Genomic DNA, 18,343 nt, shown 5'->3' on the forward strand with positions numbered 1-18,343 from the left:
TAGTTTTTTAAATTGTTTATGCCCAATTAGATTATTTATGTCAATTGGGTATTTTTATTTAAAAAATATGACGGTATGATACAAAAAGCACAAGTATAGGATATAAACTTTGAATAGGATATAATATAGTTAAATGAAGATATGTCAGTTGTAGGAAATTTATAATTTATTATAAACTAACATTGACAAATTAAAGGCTTACTTTTATACTCGATACAAGTAAAGTAGCTTTAAAATTATAGATTTAAAATAAACAACATATGAAATTATAAAATAAATAACATAATAAATAAGAATATGTAATTATAAAATAAATTAATTTAGGAGGAACAATAATGAGTGAAACAAAAGAAGAAAATTTACTAGAACAATTTTTTAAAGTGCAATCATTGCTACATAAATTTCACCTTCAAAATCATAAATCACATGGATTTTTTAGAGCGACGCATAGAGGACAAGGTAGAGTATTATCCATGTTAAAAATAAAGCCAGAAATAACTCAAAAAGAACTGTCATACTTACTTGATATGAGACCTCAATCTTTAGGTGAGTTGCTTTCGAAATTAGAAAATCAACAATTTATCACTCGTACACACTCAGAAAAAGACCGTAGAGTAATGGTAGTAAAATTGACATCAAAAGGAATGGATGAAATTAATAAGAATGAGCAGAGAGAAGACCCAACTAATCAAATATTTAATGTATTGGAACCAGAAGAAAAGAGTACTTTAAGTTATATTCTTACAAAGATTACTAATGAACTAGAAAGAACTATAAAAAGTGAGGATGGTAATAACTTTGATGAGGCACATATGCAACCACCACCAAGACCACATCATGGACAGTATTTAGGTGGATTTGCTGGTAGAGATGCAATTCAAAACTTATTTAATTCACATGAAGGATATCCAGATTTTCAAAATAGAGAAGATTTGTTTGAACAAATGGTAAAACAACACCCAGAACTTATAGAGCAATTGATGAAACAGCATCCAGAGTTCTTTACGGAAAAAGAACTTGATAGAAAAAATAGCTCTAAGAATGAAAGCGAACAGGATATTGATGAAGATTAAAAATTTTATAGTATTATTTGATAATTTTTTCTATATATTTTATTATACTTTAAATTAAACTGTGAGATGTTTAAGTATGTAGTCAAAGGGCTAGTACATCTATATTACTTTAACTATCAAAGAACTTATTTTAATAGATACACATAAATAGAAATATACAAAGCTATTTTAATCTAATATATTATCATATATAGTAATTTATATATCACTATAAATTAGAATAAGAAAAAATTATTTAACTATAATAATAAATTAAAAAGGGGAAATGTTGAGTTGATGGAAGGAATAAAATTTATAAAGTCAGAAGAAAAGTATATTTGGTCATATTGGCAAACTTTTGGTAAAATTGCAAAAGAGAGGAAATATCTAGCTATGGACGAAGCATTTCCTTTTGAAGAAACAGTTGAATTTATAAAGAATGTTATAACTAAAAATTTTCCACAACTATTTATAATTGAGGTAAAATCAGATACATGTATTGGTTGGTGTGATGTTTTGCCTAAAACCAAAACTGTTGGTTACTTAGGTATGGGTATTCTTAAAGAGTATAGAGAAAAAGGTATTGGGAGTAGCCTTCTAAAACAAATTATTGATTTATCAAAAGAATATGGATATAAAAAAATTGAGCTAGATGTGTTAAAAAGTAATAGTAGAGCTATTCATGTTTATAAATCTTTAGGGTTTGTTGAGGTAAATACAATAGCTAGTGGATTTACATGGAATGATAGACCTGTAAAAGAAGAAGTTATACAAATGGAGCTTGTATTAATGTAAAACTTATTGAGAATTAATAGGATGGTGATAAAAAATACTATCCTATTTTATTGTTTAAAAATAGTGGTTTTGCAGTTAAGTAAGTTGTTTTTAGATGCTTTTAGAGAAATTTTTATTTTCTTTCCCACTATAATTATATCATAAATAAAATTTTTTTTTAAGACTGTGAATATATCCTCATTTCTATATAATTGATATAGTGGATTAAATGTTAATTTCAATTGAGGAGGATTATAATATGAATCTAAATGATTTTGAGTCAAATCTTGAAAATCAATGGTTACAAAAAACTCTTAAAGAGGCTAATAGACAACTTGAGGAAAAGCGTAATGAAGAAGATAAGCTAAAAAAAGATGCTATAGAAACTCAAAGGGAACTATGGAATGACTTAGGTTCTATTTCTGCGGAAAATGGATTAGAACAACTTTCAGAATTTATGTCATTTATGGATGTTATGAAACATCAAAAAAGGAGCCATGAATTTACTAAGAAACTCAAAGATAAGTATGAAAGAATGATTGAATCTCCTTATTTTGGAAGAATTGACTTTACAGAAGTTTGTGAAACTGAGTCTCAAAAGTGTTATATTGGATTGTCAAATCTTATTAATGATGATTATGATTTTCTTGTATATGATTGGAGAGCTCCTATTTCAAGTATGTTTTATGATTATGAAATTGGACAAGCAAGCTATGAGTGTCCAGAGGGGATAATCTCTGGAAAAATTACTAAAAAAAGACAGTATAAGATAAAAGATGGCAAAATTGAGTATATGTTTGATAGTAATCTAAATATAGATGATGATGTCTTGCAAGAGCTTTTAGGTAAAAACTCTGATGAGAAAATGAAAACTATAGTTACTTCCATTCAAAGAGAGCAAAATCAAGTGATTCGTAATGAGAAATATAAGAACTTAATTGTACAAGGTGCCGCAGGAAGCGGAAAGACATCTATAGCACTTCATAGAATAGCATATTTATTGTATAAACATAAAGATAAAATAACTTCTGAAAATATAATGATATTTTCTCCAAATAACATATTTAATGATTATATATCAAACGTACTGCCACAGCTTGGCGAAGATAACATTTGTCAGACAACATTTAAAGACTATATGCATAAAGAACTGGGTGATGAATTTAAAAAAGAAAGCCCAGCTGAAATGATGGAGTATATTCTTAATAACAATGGGAAAATCACATATAAGGACAGGATAGAAAATATAGAGTTTAAAACTTCTTTAGAGTTCACAAATATATTAAAAGAGTATCTAAATTATTTAGAAACAGATGATAGATGTTTTGAAGATATTATTGTAAGAGGCGAGTTAATAATTTCATCTAAGGAGTTACAAACACTGTTTTCTAATGACTATTCAAATTTACCAATTAAGAAAAGATTAGAGAAAATAAAAGCAAGAATAATATTTTTAATTGAGCCATATGAAAAAGCTTGGATTGATGAAATATTTAAAGAGCTTCAAGCATCTGGCGATTATATAGAAAAAGAAGAAATGATAGAGAAAAGTACTTTTATTGTAAAAAAACATCTGAAAGAAGTTTATTCTAAAATTTCAAGAATGACAGAGTTAGATTTGATAGACACTTATAAAAACTTATTTAAGAATTTAGATATGTTTTTAGAAAAGGCGAATGTTGAGTATGATAAGAATATTATAGATAATATAAAAACTTATACAATGGATAATTTGAGTGTAAAGAGTCTTTATTATGAAGACCAAGTGATACTTCTATATCTAAAGGGAGCTCTTGGAGGTATTCCAAATACATCACAGATTAAATATGTAATCATAGATGAGGCACAGGACTATACTCCTTTACAATATGAAATATTTTATAAACTTTTTAAATCTGCCAATATGACTATATTAGGAGATATTAATCAATCAATTAACCCATTTATGAATGTTGGAGACTATAATAATATTCCTAATGTATTGAAGAATGATACTTGTATAATAAATCTAAGTAAAACATATCGTTCTACAATGGAAATTACTAGATTCTCAAGAAAACTTCTTACAAAAGCGATAGATGATGAGTATGTTGAGAGACATGGTGATGAGCCTAGGGTTACTGGTTTTAAAGAAAAAGATTATATGAATGAAAAGCTTATTGAAGACATAAAAGCTTATAAACATAAAAATTATAAGTCTATTGGTATTATAACAAAGACAGCCCATGAAGCTAAGGAAGTGTATGAGTTTTTAAAGGAAAATCATATTAATGTAGAGGCTATAACAAAAGATGATGATGAGTATGTGAATGGTGTATTAGTAATACCTTCATACTTATCTAAGGGACTTGAATTTGATATAGTTGTAATATACGATGCAAGTGAGGAAAGGTACAATAGTGAAGATGAAAGATTGCTTCTTTACACTTGTTGTACAAGAGCTCTTCATGTGCTAAATATATACTATTTGGGTGAAATAACTCCTTTATTAAAATAACAGGTTTTTAATTATAGTTTGATTTTTATTTTAAGAATATCAGATACTTATAATCTATCTTATTTATCTGTTTTTTATGAATTTATTATATATTTGTAATTAAAATTTATAAAATAAGTTATTATAAAGTTAAGTATTTTAAAATCTAAACTGGGTAGCCTGTTGTATATTTGCAAGTAAAATTCATATATAAAATTATAATGAAGTTAAAGTTTTTAAAATCTAAACTGGGTAGTTTATTGTGCCTTTACAAATAGAACTGATACAACAATTTATAATAAAGTCAAAGCCCTTAAAATTCCATATGAATGGACTTTTTAAGGGCTTTTTAATATTAGTAATAACTTTTGTAGATTAGTTAAATTTTTATAGCAGTTAAATATCTAAAATTTTATATATTAAATCTAAAGAAAATATAAAGATGGAAGATACAACTATATTTACTAATAAGAAAACTAAAGTTATATACAATAAACTCATGAACACTTTATAGTTAATTATACTTATTTTGCATCTATTACTTCATGAGCCATTTTAACTAAGTCATCCATAGATAAATTTGAATCTTGAATTGTAAAAGAGTAGTAAACTCCATCTTGTTCCCAAGTCAAGGACTTAAATTCATTAACTTCTACTTTATCTGTTCCTTCACTAAATGTATATTTACCTGATTTTTCATCAAGTTTATCCTGTTCTGTCATTTTATAATCTTCTGGCACAAACTTGTACATTGATGTTTCATAAGAAATATTTATATCTTTGTAAGTATCTACAACTTTCATTTTATCAGAATCTTTTCCAAGCACATTATTTGCTGTTTCAAGAGATATTTCATCATTACCATTTTTATACTCAAACTCAAGTGCTTTTAATTCTCCTAAAACATTATCTTTTTTATCAAGTGCTTTTTCTTTTATAGTATATGCCCCTTTAAATTTATATCCATTACTAAATTCGGAAATTAGATTAGGGGTAAAGTTAAAGTCTTTTTTTACCTGTTCAGTAGTTGGAATCGATGTATAGGTAGGTTTAATGCTTGATTTTCCAACTATACTATATATTTCTCCTACTGCAAGAGCTGTTGTACCTAATACTAAAGTAATAGCTAAAGTTGCTACTAAACTCCTTCCAAATGGTAATTTATGTGTTTTATTATTATTCATTTTATAATTTTCCTCTCTTTCTGGTAAACTATTTAGCGTTTTATTTAAACTATTATGAAAGCTTTCTGGAGCTTTTGGAAACGAATTATTTAAGCTATTTTTATTCATATGATTACCTCCATATTTTCTAATTTAGTTTTTAATAATTTTCTTCCTCTCGATAATCTACTTTTTACAGTCCCCTGAGGTATATCCAATATTTCCTTAATTTCATCAACTGAATAACCCTCAATATAGTAAAGGACTATTGGAACTTTAATCTTTTTAGGTAGACTTTGAATAGCAATATACAAATCATTATAATCTTCTTTTTCATCGATTTTTTTATTTTTAAATACGTCTTCAAATGATAGAAATTTCAATTGTTTACGTCTTAATGAGTTACATTCATTTATCACTATTCTAATCAACCAAGTTTTAAAATATTGTTCTTCCTTAAGAGAATCTAACTTTTCATATGCTTTTAAAATAGCATTGTTGACGGCATCTTCACAATCCTGGTCGTTTCCTAAAATAGACTTAGATACACGATACAAAGTCTGTTCTGATTCAAGGATATTATTTATAAATGTAGTTTTATTCAAAGGAATTCCTACCTTTCTATGCAAATTGTAGCGCTACTTTTTTGCCTTTCACTTATTAGATAAGATTTTACTATAAATGGTTCACTTTTTTTGAAAAAAATTAAACGAATAAACATAAGGTACCTTAAAAACAATATTGACAAAACATTAAGGTACCTTTATAATTAAAAATAGATAAGGTACCTTAATAAAAAAGAGAAGATAGATTAATAAAAAAATCGAATTAATTAGGAGGAGTTAATATGAATTATTACAGAGATAAAAAAGAAAACTTTAGAGGATTTGAAGGTCATCATAGTAATCCATGGAATCATATGTGTGAAGGATGTAGAGTGTTTGAAATGATGCATCGTGAAGGATTTGGTTATGGAGAGTGTAGAGGTCATGAAGGATATGGTTCAAGAGGACATGGTCAGGGTGAATTTAGAGGACATGGAAGTTTTGAATCAAGAGGCTATGGTCAGGGTGAATTTAGAGGACATGAAGGATTTGAACCAAGAGGACATGGTTTTGAATCAAGAGAGTATGACCAAGGAGACTTCAGAGGTTATAGAGGATTTGAGCCAAGAGGATATAGCCATGAAAAGTGTAGAGGTCATGAAGGATTTGAGCCAAGAGAGAATGGTCACGGAGAATGTAGAGGTCAAGGAAGTTTTGCTCAAAGAGAGCATAGTCATGAAGGATTTGAACCAAAATGTGATGAAAGAAACCATATGAAGCATAAAAGGCATGAAGAATTTGGTGCTAAAGATTGTAAAATAGATAGTGAGCATAGAGAACATGAAAGATTTGAAAATCAAAATGCAGGTGAAGAAATAGAAGCTGAAAACAAAGAAGATGCTAAGAAAAATAATACAGAAGAAAATAAAAATATGGCTGAATCAAAAGTAATAAGAAATGAATCAGTGCAAGAAGGTCAAAAAAGTAATACTAAAGAAGAAAATAAAGCTGCTGATAAAAAGTAAGATTATAGATTAAATAAAAATTAATAATAAATAGAAGAAATAAATATTAGAAAATAGTATTAAAGAGAGATACTAAGAAATAAATATTTAAGAAAATATAACAAATAAATTAAAATATATAATATTAGTAAAGTAAAAAAGGTGATAGTCTTTAATAGACTATCACCTTTTTGTTTTTAGATACTGTAAATTAACTTGTATTTTTAAAAATAACTTCTACTTTATAATAACAATTATTTATTTACTATAAATGTAGTTTTATTCAAATTAATTAGCTTCATGTATAGGTTTAAAGATGAATTCTTCAAATATTGGCTAAAGATAACTCCATTTTGACTAAAAGTAGATTTTTAAGAAAAAATAATGACATTTATATGAAATTTAAAAATAAGAAATGAACCTATTTTATATAAATAGAATCGTAGACAACACCTTAAAATATAAATTATGAAAACAATAATCTTTTTATAAAATAATAAAGTTTTTTTATTAAAAGTTTTATACTAGAATACCAAAATAACAGAATACCTTATAAGTTAATTATGCAAGAAAAAGAATATGTTGGAATTTTCTGATACTTTCTGTTTATCAATAGATTATCCAAATCTTAATATTTTTAATGAGACTTTAAGACAGATAATACCCTATTAAAGATATCTTATCTTAGATAAAATAAACTAAAACAAAACAAAAACATAAAAAGATTAAAAAGAAAGTAAATCATGAAACATTAAAAAATTTATTTTAAGGAGGAATAAAGTATGAAGTTTCAAGAAATGATTAATAGTCCAGGTCTTTGGGTTGTCTCTAGTTTTTTAGTAATTATTTCAGTTGTTCAAGCAATCGTATTTATGAAGGCAGCGTTAAAAGAGGCTTCAGCCCTTGGTATTGAAAGAAAAGGAATTAAAGCAGCAATTCGTTCAGCTAGTGTTACAGCTATCGGACCTTCTCTATCTCCTGTTATTACATTATTATCACTTGTAGCTGTAATTGGTGCTCCTACTACTTGGATGAGACTTTGTGATGTAGGAGCAGCTAGAACAGAACTTGGAGTAATATCTCTCACATCTAATTTATCTGGGGTAGAAGTAGGTAGTGCTGCATTTGGAGCAGAAGCTTTTTCATATGCACTATGGGGAATGGCTTTGAATAATTTAGGTTGGTTGTTTATTGTATTTATTTTAGGGCACAGAATGAGTGGAATTGTTGAAAAGATGAACATGAAATATAATCCTGTTTGGGTTAAAAAACTACTTGCAGGGGCTACTGTTGGATTATTTGCTTACCTTCTTTCCAACCAAATAAAAACATTTGAAATACCAAAAATGACTCCAGCAATTATTTCATCTATAGTTATGCTGGTATTGACGACTCTATTTAAAAAAAACCAACGCTTGCAAGAATTGTCCTTAGGTATTGCCATGTTGATTGGTATGTTTGGTACGCAGATTATATTATCGTGATTAAAACAGATAAGAGGTGATAGTTATGTATGATAAAAAGATGATTAAAATAGGAAGAATTTCTATAGGTCTCGCAATTATTGCAAATTTTATTCCAGCTATCTATGTAGGTCTTCGTTTTGGAGAGATGCCAATGCTTTCTGTTATATTCCAAATTTGGGGGTTAGTTGCCACAACTTATGGAGTTAGCTGGATTGTTCAACCTATCGCTTATTACCCAACTCTGGGAGCAACAGGTTCTTATATTGGTTGGCTTGCAGGGTCTGTTGGAGATATACGTATGCCTGCAGCATCAATGGCACAGAAAATTGCAGGTGTAGAGTCGGGTACACATGAGGGTGAAGTTGTTGGAACAATTGGTACATGTTGCTCAATATTTGTATCAGCTTCTATGATTACTATTTTTACAATTGCAGGTTATAAGGTAATTCCTTTGTTACCTGAATTTGTTACTAATTCATTTAATTATATACTTCCAGCTCTATTTGGAGCAATTTATGTTGATATTGCACGTAAAGATATTCGAGCTGGTGGATGTACGATTGTTGCAGCATTGGCAATTATGTATTTTGGTGAAAAAATCGGTATACCAGGTGGCTTGTTAACATTGCTTATTGTATTAGTTGGTATTCTTATTACAAGAGTTTTCTTTGTAAGTGATATCAATAAAACAAAAGAATAAAAGTACCTATAAAAAATATAAATTAGTTATGAAAGGAGAAAAAATATGTTTGATGTTAAAATTATCAATGGGATAATCGTTGATGGTACAGGGAATTCAAGATATAAAGGGGATGTAGGGATTGTAGGAGATAAAATCATTGCTATTGGAGATTTAAGTCAGGAAGAGGCTAAAGAAACTATAAATGCAACTGGAAAATTTGTATCACCTGGCTTCATCGATTTTCACACTCATTCTGATTTATCTCTTGTATATGATAAATACACAAGGAGTCGTATATATACTGGAGTAACGACAGATGTTATTGCAAACTGTGGTATAGGAGTTGCTCCTATAAGAGAAGAAAAGAAGCAAGAGCTAATTGACTATCTTGGAACTAGGATAATTGGTACAATTCCAAAGAAACTGGAACTTCATTGGAATACAATGCAAGAATACTTTGATTATTTAACTGAAAATTCTCCAGCAGTCAATGTTGTAGCTTATGTAGCACAAGGTCCTGTACGTATTAATGAAATGGGGTTTTCAAAAAATCCTGCTACTTTAGAGCAACTTAAAAATATGAAGTTAGAAGTTAGAAAAGCTATGGAAGCAGGCTGTGTAGCTCTTTCATCAGGATTAGTTTATTTGCCAGGAGCATATACAAAAAAAGAAGAAATGGCAGAACTATGTAAGGAATTAGTACCATATAATGGATACTATGTCTCTCATATTAGAGATGAAGGCGATGAAGAGATGGAAGCTCTTGATGAAGCAATTTATATAGCTAAAACAGCAGGAGTTCCTCTACATATTTCTCATTTAAAGATAATGGGTCATAAGAATTTTGGAACTATAGATAAAATATTTGAAAAGCTAGATAAAGCTGAGGATGATGGTTTGGAAGTAACTTTTGATTGTTATCCATATACAGCTGGAATGACGTCTTTAGGAGCACTTTTACCTACTTGGGTATTTGAAGGTGGAGTAGAAGAAATGATAAAACGATTAGAAGTACAAGAAAACAGGGATAGAATTATAAAAGAGTTAGAAGAAGGTATTCCTGGGTGGCAATGTTTTTACCAATTAGCAGGTGGATGGTCAGGTGTTGTACTGGCTTCTGTAATGACTGAAGCAAATAAATATGTGGAAGGTAAAACTTTAATGGAAGTAGCCAAAATCAATAATGAAAATCCATTTGATACTTTCTTCAGACTTTTGATTGAAGAGAAAAGTAAAATTCAGGTAGTTGTTCATACACAAGGTGAGGAGGATACAGATAAAGTTGTTTGTCATCCAAAGTCATGTATAGGTTCTGATAGTATGGATCTTTCTACAGAAGGTTTACTTTCTCTAGGAAAGCCTCATCCTCGTGCATTTGGTACTTTTGGGCGAATTTTCTCTTACTATGTTAGAGAAAAGGGGATGTTGACTTTTGAGGAAGCAGTTAAAAAGGTGACTTACCTTTCAGCAAAACGATTAGGTATTTGTGAAGAAAGGGGTCTACTTAAGGAAAATTATTTTGCAGATGTAGTTGTGTTTGACCCAAATACAATAGAGGACAAAGCAACTTACAATGACTCTAAAAAGTATACAGTGGGGGTAGAATATGTGTTGGTAAATGGTAAAATTGCGTTGGCAGAAGGAAAACAAACAGATATATGTGTTGGACGTGTAATTAAAAATCCTATTAGCAGAGTAAAATAAGACATATTAAAAATTTTTATAGAAATAGTCTTTCTTTAAATATAAGGAAGGCTATTTTTGTTAAATTAATAAATATTGTTCTATTTGTGTTTTTAAAAGAATTTAATTTTAAGTGGAAAAGATAAAACATTAATTGTAAAATGTAATTAATATTAATGGCTAAAGTTAAAAAAGTTGAAAAGTTAAATAAGAAAATATTTTAACAAATAATATGTAAAAAAACTTCAAGTGGATTTGGTATGAGAATGATTGATAAAGTGCTTTAAAGTATAACAATATTATAGAGAAAGGAGAGGCATAATGAAAATACTTTATGTAGGGCCAGATATGGTAATCGAAAAAATATTAGCAGTAAGTAAAAAGAAATTTCCGAATATTGAAACAGATTTTGTTAGATATGATAAATATGTTGAAGCACCTGACTTATTGGAAAGATATAAAGGTAAAGCAGATGCAGTTCTTTTTACAGGCAAATCACCATTTAAATTTTTTGAAAAAAGGCAAAAAGATTTTATGTTGTCTGATTACCTTCCTAGACATGAAACAACATTATACAGAGTATTGCTTGAAATTACATATTTACTTAAATGTGATATTAGTAGACTTAGTATAGACACTTACGATAAGGCGATGGTGAAGAGATTATATAAAGAAATTGGAGTCGAATTTAAAGATGAGCAAATGTTTTTTGCAGACCAAAAGTATTTAGAAGATAACTACATAAAGTTTGTGCTTGAATTTCACAAATATAATTATCAAAATAATAATATATGCTGTTGTATTACAGGTCTTGAAGAAGCTTATCATATAATGAAAAAAGAGAATATTCCAGTAGTTTTAGCTTTACCTTCTGAGGATGTAATGATACAAAGTATAAAAAATATTCAGATGCGTTACATTGCAAAGAAAAACAATGAGAATCAGATTGTTGTTCTTGCTATTAAACTAAATATGCCTTCAGAATATTCATTGATGAAGGAAGATGAGTATGCTTATCTTTCACAGAGGATTAAAATACTTGATAAACTATACCATTTCAATAGTCGTATAGATGGTGTTTTGGTAGAGCAGAGTAGAAGTGAGTTTATGATTTTTACAACTAAAAAAATACTCGAATTAGAAACAAAGAAGTATAGAGATATTTATTTGTTGGATATGATTCGTGAGGTCTCAGTTATAAATTCTTATATAGGGATTGGTTATGGAAAAACCGCAAATGAAGCTAAATTTAATGCATATGAGAGTATTAAGATGGCTCAAGTTCAAAAAAATGATGCAGCTTACGTAGTTTTTGAAAATGGAGAAGTTATGGGACCACTGGAATCCATTCCAAATGTTAAAAAGAAGAATAGTTTTGATGAACGATTCTATCAGATAGCCACGGAGACAGGGCTTAGTGCCAACACTATATATAAGGTATTCAATAGTATAATAAATAGTGGCAAAACTGAGTTTACATCAAAAGAGTTGGCTAGTACATGTGGTGTGAGTACCAGAACTATGGACAGAATTATACTTAAATTGTGTGATGCTGGATATTGTGAGGTAGTAAGTGAACAACTTATGAGTAAGTATGGCAGGCCTAGTAGAATATTGCGTTTTAAACCTTTTTTGCTATTTTAATACAAATGTGAAAATTTAACTAGATATTAGAATAATTTATATGATTCTTAGAAAAAACTACCATATTAATTAATAAAATTTTTCAATAAATCATACATGTTATAAAAAAGTGTTAATTAGATTATCATCTTGAGTGATAATGAGATATTCTATGTTGAGGTTTTATTTATGGTACTTTTAGAAAGAGATGAGCCTGTCAGTAAATTTGTTTTATATTTTGCTTTTGTATAGAAGGTTTTTTAAATTATTTTATTGTATTTATTTGAGAAAGAGAAGTGATAATTACATGTGCTTGTTTTGTCTTAGATAAATGCTTTATAAATTAGTATAGAGTACATTAATATATAAAATAAAAAAAGCTATAAGTTTAATAATATAAAATTAAACCTATAGCTTTTTTATTTTAATATAATTAATTTGAAATATTTTGACTTTAAAAGTCATTTAAATCTAATATAATTACTTTTGAAAAAACTATTAAATTGTCTTATACTAGTTTACAGCTTCTTTTCCTATTAAATCTTTTAACTCTTCATGAGTCATAGTTTCTTTTTCAAATAGGAATTTAGAAACAGAATGTAAATCTTCAAGGTTATCCTTTAATATCTCTAAAGTCTCTTTATAACAAACCTCAACTATACGATTTGCTTCCTTTTGGATTTTATCACATAAGAAAGTTTTATCATTTCCATCAATAGTCATAAATCCTAAGTTACTCATACCATATTCACAAACCATTTGATTAGCTATTTCAGTAACTTTCTTTAAGTCATCTTTTGCACCAGTAGATTTGTGGTTAAATATTAATTCTTCTGATGCTTTTCCTGCAAGTAGTATTTTTATCTTTCCAATTAATTCATCTCTAGTATAAATATATCTATCTTCATCAGGTAATTGAAGAACATAACCTAATGCTTGCCCTCTAGGAACTATAGATATTTTTTGTATAGGGCAAATTCCTACTATATCACTTACAAGAGCATGTCCAGCTTCGTGATAAGCTACTATTTTTTTCTCTTTCTCAACTAGTGCAGAGTTTTTAGACTCTAGCCCTGCAATGACTCTTTCAAGTGCCTTGTCAAAGTGTTCTGATGTAATGTATTCACTGTCATCTCTAACTGCAAATATAGCTGCTTCATTTGCTATATTTGAAAGATGGGCTCCATTGAAACCATGAGTTTTTTTAGCTAAAAGTTCTAGATTTACAGATTTGTCTATAGGCTTGTCATCTGTATGTACCTTTAGAATTTCAAATCTAGTGTGATAATTTGGTGCACCTATATGAATGTGTCTGTCAAATCTTCCTGGTCTAAGTAAAGCTTCATCTAATAAGTCAAGTCTATTGGTAGCACCTATTATTAATACATTGGAATCTTTATTAAATCCATCCATTTCAACTAAAAGTTGGTTTAATGTTTGGTCCTTTTCGTTGTTGCTCTCAAGATGTCTTTTTGCTCCTACAGCATCTATTTCGTCTATAAATATTATACTTGGAGCTTCTTTTCTAGCTTTTTCAAATAAAGTTCTAACCCTTTTTGCTCCTACACCTACATATTTCTCAACGAACTCTGAACCTGTAACATTGAAAAATGATGAGTTTGTTTCACCAGCTACAGCAGACGCAAGTAAAGTCTTTCCTGTTCCTGGAGGGCCATAAAATAATACCCCTTTAGGTATCTTAGCACCCATTTTTTGATATTTTTGTGGTGACTTCATAAAATCGACTATTTCAAATAGTTCTTCTTTTACTTCGTCTAATCCAGCAACATCTCTGAATGTAGTCTTTGGTTTTGTAGAAAGTGAATCATCTGTTTGATTTTCTCTTTCCATTTTTGTTTGTGCAAAGACAGGAACTGGATTGTTGATTTTCTTAAAAAAGTTGTTTAGCATTTTCATATTCACACCTCAGGTAATTAATTATTGTTAATCAATTTTATATTTTCCATATTTACTATTTTTTATTATTTATTTTTAATGGAAAAAATATACATGTTATCCAAAGAAAAATAAATTTGCGAAATGTATGAAAAAGTGAATTCATGTATATATGCAGATTGTTTTTAGATGTTTAATAAAATACGACAAATCAAGATAAAATAAATATGATAAAAAATGTTATATTGTATAGATTAAGCGATGTGGAGTATAGTATTATGTATGAAATTGGCTAAGTAAGTTTTTCAGTTGTAGTTTTAAAATAATATTAATTTAGGAGTTAGAGTAGAAATCTAAAAATTAATAGCAAAATAGGAAGCATGTACATATAATGATTATTAGGAAGAAGTAATTAAATTTTAATAAACTAAAAAAAGTAGTTGCAAATAATTTGATTAAGTGATATAGTAAATAAGGTAAGAATAAAACAAAGAAGAAGTCCGCTTCTCACCTTACAACGAAGGTTAGTAAGGTAAATATAAGTTAAAGCTTAATATTAGTTTAAGCTTGTTTAAATTTGGTAACTTATATGGCGGATGATTATATCATTCGCTTTTTATTTTATAAAAAATTTGGAGGTGTCCTACAATTAGCAAAGAATTAGCAATCAATGAACAAATAAAAGACAAGGAAATAAGAGTCCTTTCATCAACAGGTGAACAACTTGGAGTAATGCCTACTAAAGAAGCTCAAGCAATGGCTACTAGCAAAAACTTAGATTTAGTTCAAATCTCGCCAAATGCAAATCCACCAGTATGTAAGATAATGGATTATGGAAAGTTTAGATATGAACAGGCGAGAAAAGACAAAGAAGCTAAGAAAAAGCAAAAAAATATAGTTGTAAAGGAAGTAAGACTTAGACCAGGTATTGAACAAAATGATTTAAATACGAAAGCTAATAATGCTATAAAGTTCCTTAAAAAAGGGGATAAAGTCAAAGTTGAACTTAGATTTAGAGGAAGAGAATTAGGACATAAAGACATAGGCAAAGAAGTTATGCTTAAGTTTTTAGATATAATAAAAGAGTTTGGAGAACCAACAAAAGCCCCTGCATTTGAGGGTAATAATATGGTTGTAATTATAGATCCAAAAAAATAGATGATTAACTGAGAGGAGGAATTTGTCATGCCTAAAATGAAAACTCATAGAGGTGCAGCAAAGAGATTAAAGAAAACAGGAACTGGAAAGTTAAAGAGAGCTAAAGCTTATAAAAAACATATATTAACTAAAAAATCTGCAAAAACTAAAATGAACTTAAGAAAATCAACTTTAGTAAGTGATGGAGATGCTAAGAGAATAGCACAATTATTACCATACTAAGATACAGATTATAAATAATAACTATAGAAGAGGGATATAAAGGAGGTCATAACGATGGCAAGAGTTAAAAAAGCTATGAACGCTCGTAAAAAGCATAAGAAAATATTAAAACTTGCAAAAGGATTCAGAGGATCTAGAAGCAAATTATATAGACCAGCAAATACATTCGTAATGAAAGCATTAAAAAATGCTTATATAGGAAGAAAATTAAAGAAGAGAGACTTCAGAAAACTTTGGATACAAAGAATAAATGCAGCTGCTAGAATGAATGGAATATCTTATTCAAGATTAATGAATGGATTAAAATTATCTGGTATTGAAGTTAACAGAAAGATGTTATCTGAAATGGCTATACAAGACCCAGAAGGATTTGCAAAATTAGCAGAAGTTGCTAAAGCAAAATTAGCTTAGTATTAAATCATGAAACGTAAAGTCTTTGAGTTATGTGAATAATTCAAGGGCTTTTTTTATTTTTTAAAAAGAAACTGTCTATGAAAGTGGTATTACTGTTCTTAATTTACTATAAAATATGATATCTTAAACTAGTGTATAAAATTTCCAGCTAATATTGAATTAACATTATCAACATGATAATATTATCTTATTAATAATATTATAGGAGGTATATAATATGAATGATAAGTTGATGGATTGCTTTGTAAATCCAACTAAATGTAAGTTGGTACTTGAGATTTTTTCAAATAATAGAACTACAGCAAAACAATTAGGAGAAAAATTTCAAGATATATCAAAAGCTACACTTTATCGCTATCTTAATAAAATGCTAGAAGATGATATTATAAAGGTAGTTGAAGAGCATAAAATAAGAGGAACTGTTGAAAAAGTATATGCTATGAAGTTAGACATAGCTGATGATGTAAAGACTATTATAAATGAAAATTCTGGAGAAGAATATGCACAACTATTTACTCAATATATGATTGTATTTTTAAAAGAGTTTTATGAGTATGCCAAAAGAGAGGAAAAGGATATTCTAAAAGATGGTTCAGGATTTTCTGTCTGTCCAGTATATGCTAGTGTTGATGAGATAACTGAAGCAAGTAAAAAGATTGCTAGTATACTAGAACCTCTTAGAAATAATTCAAATGGAGAGGGAAGAAAAATGCACTCTATAGGGTTAATAATTACACCACCTAAAGAAGATGAAGAGCAATAAAATACTAAAAAAATAACAGTTTAATCTTTATATCAAGCTGTTATTTTTTTAGTATTTTTATTTCACTGTATGTAATAAAATGTATATCAAGGTGACATATAAAGTGATATGATATATCTAAGGAAAAGATTGTTGTATATATGACATATTTAAAGTAAAGGGGATGAAAATTATGAGGTTAATTACACGTTCTGATTTTGATGGATTGGTATGTGGTGCACTATTAAAAGAAGCAGGTATTATTGATAATTGGAAATTTGCTCATCCTAAAGACTTACAGGATGGCCTGGTTGAGGTAACAGAAGATGATTGTCTTGCAAATGTACCATTTGTTGAGGGGTGTGGTCTTTGGTTTGACCATCATTCTAGTGAGTTTGAGAGAAATGAACTTCTAGGAAAGTACAAAGGCGAAAGTCGTATTGCTCCTTCTTGTGCAAGAATTATTTATGAGTATTATGGTGGAAGTGAAAGATTTCCTCATTTTAATGAAATGTTAGAGGCAGTAGATAAAGTTGATTCAGGAAATCTTACAATAGAAGAAGTACAAAATCCAACTGGATGGATTTTGATTGGTTACCTTATGGACCCAAGAACTGGTCTTGGTCGTTGGAGAAACTTTACTATATCTAACTATCAATTAATGGAGAAGCTAATTGATGCATGTAGAACTTTAAGTACAAAAGAAATTTTAGATTTACCAGATGTAAAAGAACGTATAGACGTTTATTTTGAACAAACAAGTAAATTTAAAGAGATGGTTGCCAAATATACACGTGTAGAAGGCGATGTTATCATTTCTGATTTACGTGGAGTTGAGACAATCTACACAGGGAATCGTTTTATGATTTACAGTATGTATCCAGAACAAAATATATCTGCTTGGATTGTAAATGGTAAAGGTGGAAAAGGATGCTCTGTAGCCGTTGGATATAGTATTTTAAATAGAACTTCTAGTGTGGATGTTGGTAGTCTAATGCTTAAGTATGGTGGTGGGGGACATAAAGCTGTTGGAACTTGCCAGTTTAATGATGAGCAAATAGATGAATTACTTCCAAAGTTACTTGATGAACTTGTAAATCCTAAAAAATAATGAATTTGTAAGTTATAAAGATTAGTATAAATAAAATCGAACTTCTTTGTACCCTTTCACACAAGGATGTGGAGTGGTACAATGCAGTTCTTTACTTTAATAGGGAACATGTTACTTTCAAATAGGCATGTTTTTTGACTTTTTGATTTGTCTATTATATTATTCTTATGATTTATTTTACTATCTAATTTTGTAGCTTGTATTCTTGTTCATTGCTATTATTTATCAATTTTATAAATTTAAATCCTATATAAAAATTTGAAATAATTAAAGTTAAAGAACATATAATATTTAATAGCTCTTTAAATAAAAAATTATATCTTAAGTTTAAT

Annotated in this window: 16 protein-coding genes; 13 read left to right on the forward strand and 3 right to left on the reverse strand. The window is 28.6% G+C overall.

Going from position 1 to position 18,343, the window contains the following annotated elements; genetic code table 11:
* Positions 1-335: 335 nt before the first annotated feature.
* The 3 genes from KGF38_RS05080 (at position 336) to helD (ending at position 4,323) form a co-directional block, all read left to right on the forward strand.
* Positions 336-1,073, forward strand: coding sequence for a MarR family winged helix-turn-helix transcriptional regulator (locus KGF38_RS05080; RefSeq protein ID WP_074179143.1), 738 nt, complete (start codon positions 336-338; stop codon positions 1,071-1,073).
* A gap of 276 nt (positions 1,074-1,349) precedes the next feature.
* Positions 1,350-1,847 carry a GNAT family N-acetyltransferase gene (locus KGF38_RS05085; RefSeq protein ID WP_227832249.1) on the forward strand — a complete coding sequence of 166 codons (498 nt, stop codon included), beginning with the start codon at positions 1,350-1,352 and terminating at the stop codon, positions 1,845-1,847.
* Positions 1,848-2,085: 238 nt separating this feature from the next.
* Positions 2,086-4,323 carry an RNA polymerase recycling motor HelD gene (gene helD / locus KGF38_RS05090; protein ID WP_227832250.1) on the forward strand — a complete coding sequence of 746 codons (2,238 nt, stop codon included), beginning with the start codon at positions 2,086-2,088 and terminating at the stop codon, positions 4,321-4,323.
* A gap of 503 nt (positions 4,324-4,826) precedes the next feature.
* Here the strand turns inward: helD and KGF38_RS05095 are convergent.
* Together KGF38_RS05095 and KGF38_RS05100 are read right to left on the reverse strand one after the other, a co-directional pair.
* Complete coding sequence (locus KGF38_RS05095; RefSeq protein ID WP_074179146.1) at positions 4,827-5,594, reverse strand: hypothetical protein; 768 nt, start codon at positions 5,592-5,594, stop codon at positions 4,827-4,829.
* Positions 5,591-6,070: an RNA polymerase sigma factor gene (locus KGF38_RS05100; protein WP_021383499.1), complete on the reverse strand. Its 480-nt coding sequence runs from the start codon at positions 6,068-6,070 to the stop codon at positions 5,591-5,593. The genes KGF38_RS05095 and KGF38_RS05100 overlap by 4 nt, the downstream gene beginning before the upstream one ends.
* Positions 6,071-6,312: 242 nt before the next feature.
* On the opposite strand from KGF38_RS05100, the gene KGF38_RS05105 reads away from it, so the two are divergent.
* The 5 genes from KGF38_RS05105 to KGF38_RS05125 all read left to right on the forward strand — a co-directional run bounded on the left by KGF38_RS05105 (position 6,313) and on the right by KGF38_RS05125 (position 12,489).
* Positions 6,313-7,035, forward strand: coding sequence for a hypothetical protein (locus KGF38_RS05105; protein ID WP_074179147.1), 723 nt, complete (start codon positions 6,313-6,315; stop codon positions 7,033-7,035).
* A gap of 761 nt (positions 7,036-7,796) precedes the next feature.
* Entirely contained in the window at positions 7,797-8,498 is a 702-nt protein-coding gene (locus KGF38_RS05110) for a DUF5058 family protein (RefSeq protein WP_074179148.1), read from the forward strand.
* A 25-nt stretch (positions 8,499-8,523) separates the two neighbouring features.
* Positions 8,524-9,180: a hypothetical protein gene (locus KGF38_RS05115; RefSeq protein WP_074179149.1), complete on the forward strand. Its 657-nt coding sequence runs from the start codon at positions 8,524-8,526 to the stop codon at positions 9,178-9,180.
* A gap of 45 nt (positions 9,181-9,225) precedes the next feature.
* Complete coding sequence (locus KGF38_RS05120) at positions 9,226-10,866, forward strand: N-acyl-D-amino-acid deacylase family protein (protein ID WP_074179150.1); 1,641 nt, start codon at positions 9,226-9,228, stop codon at positions 10,864-10,866.
* Positions 10,867-11,166: 300 nt separating this feature from the next.
* On the forward strand, positions 11,167-12,489 hold the full coding sequence (locus KGF38_RS05125) for a hypothetical protein (protein ID WP_074179151.1): 1,323 nt from the start codon (positions 11,167-11,169) through the stop codon (positions 12,487-12,489).
* Between the two features lie 492 nt (positions 12,490-12,981).
* Here KGF38_RS05125 and KGF38_RS05130 read toward each other — a convergent pair whose 3' ends face one another.
* On the reverse strand, positions 12,982-14,385 hold the full coding sequence (locus KGF38_RS05130; protein ID WP_054269209.1) for an ATP-dependent metallopeptidase FtsH/Yme1/Tma family protein: 1,404 nt from the start codon (positions 14,383-14,385) through the stop codon (positions 12,982-12,984).
* A gap of 627 nt (positions 14,386-15,012) precedes the next feature.
* Between KGF38_RS05130 and infC the strand changes: the two genes are divergently transcribed.
* From infC to KGF38_RS05155, 5 genes are all read left to right on the forward strand, one after another.
* The gene (gene infC / locus KGF38_RS05135) at positions 15,013-15,522 is read left to right on the forward strand and encodes a translation initiation factor IF-3 (RefSeq protein WP_074179152.1); all 510 of its coding nucleotides are present in this window, start codon (positions 15,013-15,015) and stop codon (positions 15,520-15,522) included.
* Positions 15,523-15,549: 27 nt separating this feature from the next.
* Positions 15,550-15,744, forward strand: coding sequence for a 50S ribosomal protein L35 (gene rpmI, locus KGF38_RS05140; RefSeq protein ID WP_003418222.1), 195 nt, complete (start codon positions 15,550-15,552; stop codon positions 15,742-15,744).
* A 54-nt stretch (positions 15,745-15,798) separates the two neighbouring features.
* The gene (gene rplT, locus KGF38_RS05145) at positions 15,799-16,155 is read left to right on the forward strand and encodes a 50S ribosomal protein L20 (RefSeq protein WP_003423569.1); all 357 of its coding nucleotides are present in this window, start codon (positions 15,799-15,801) and stop codon (positions 16,153-16,155) included.
* Positions 16,156-16,375: 220 nt separating this feature from the next.
* Complete coding sequence (locus tag KGF38_RS05150) at positions 16,376-16,921, forward strand: hypothetical protein (protein WP_176702490.1); 546 nt, start codon at positions 16,376-16,378, stop codon at positions 16,919-16,921.
* A 172-nt stretch (positions 16,922-17,093) separates the two neighbouring features.
* Positions 17,094-18,011 carry an exopolyphosphatase gene (locus KGF38_RS05155; protein WP_074179153.1) on the forward strand — a complete coding sequence of 306 codons (918 nt, stop codon included), beginning with the start codon at positions 17,094-17,096 and terminating at the stop codon, positions 18,009-18,011.
* The last annotated feature ends 332 nt before the right edge of the window (positions 18,012-18,343 follow it).

This window comes from Clostridioides sp. ZZV14-6387 (assembly GCF_020657835.1).
Lineage (GTDB): Bacteria > Bacillota > Clostridia > Peptostreptococcales > Peptostreptococcaceae > Clostridioides > Clostridioides difficile_A.

Excerpts from the sequence above, each read along its gene's own strand:
- KGF38_RS05150 (WP_176702490.1), top strand. The coding sequence starts at position 16,376 with ATGAATGATAAGTTGATGGATTGCTTTGTAAATCCAACTAAATGTAAG.
- KGF38_RS05095 (WP_074179146.1), bottom strand. The coding sequence starts at position 5,594 with ATGAATAAAAATAGCTTAAATAATTCGTTTCCAAAAGCTCCAGAAAGC.
- KGF38_RS05105 (WP_074179147.1), top strand. The coding sequence starts at position 6,313 with ATGAATTATTACAGAGATAAAAAAGAAAACTTTAGAGGATTTGAAGGT.
- KGF38_RS05115 (WP_074179149.1), top strand. The coding sequence starts at position 8,524 with ATGTATGATAAAAAGATGATTAAAATAGGAAGAATTTCTATAGGTCTC.
- helD (WP_227832250.1), top strand. The coding sequence starts at position 2,086 with ATGAATCTAAATGATTTTGAGTCAAATCTTGAAAATCAATGGTTACAA.
- KGF38_RS05155 (WP_074179153.1), top strand. The coding sequence starts at position 17,094 with ATGAGGTTAATTACACGTTCTGATTTTGATGGATTGGTATGTGGTGCA.
- KGF38_RS05120 (WP_074179150.1), top strand. The coding sequence starts at position 9,226 with ATGTTTGATGTTAAAATTATCAATGGGATAATCGTTGATGGTACAGGG.
- KGF38_RS05125 (WP_074179151.1), top strand. The coding sequence starts at position 11,167 with ATGAAAATACTTTATGTAGGGCCAGATATGGTAATCGAAAAAATATTA.
- KGF38_RS05130 (WP_054269209.1), bottom strand. The coding sequence starts at position 14,385 with ATGAAAATGCTAAACAACTTTTTTAAGAAAATCAACAATCCAGTTCCT.
- KGF38_RS05080 (WP_074179143.1), top strand. The coding sequence starts at position 336 with ATGAGTGAAACAAAAGAAGAAAATTTACTAGAACAATTTTTTAAAGTG.
- rplT (WP_003423569.1), top strand. The coding sequence starts at position 15,799 with ATGGCAAGAGTTAAAAAAGCTATGAACGCTCGTAAAAAGCATAAGAAA.
- KGF38_RS05085 (WP_227832249.1), top strand. The coding sequence starts at position 1,350 with ATGGAAGGAATAAAATTTATAAAGTCAGAAGAAAAGTATATTTGGTCA.
- KGF38_RS05110 (WP_074179148.1), top strand. The coding sequence starts at position 7,797 with ATGAAGTTTCAAGAAATGATTAATAGTCCAGGTCTTTGGGTTGTCTCT.
- rpmI (WP_003418222.1), top strand. The coding sequence starts at position 15,550 with ATGCCTAAAATGAAAACTCATAGAGGTGCAGCAAAGAGATTAAAGAAA.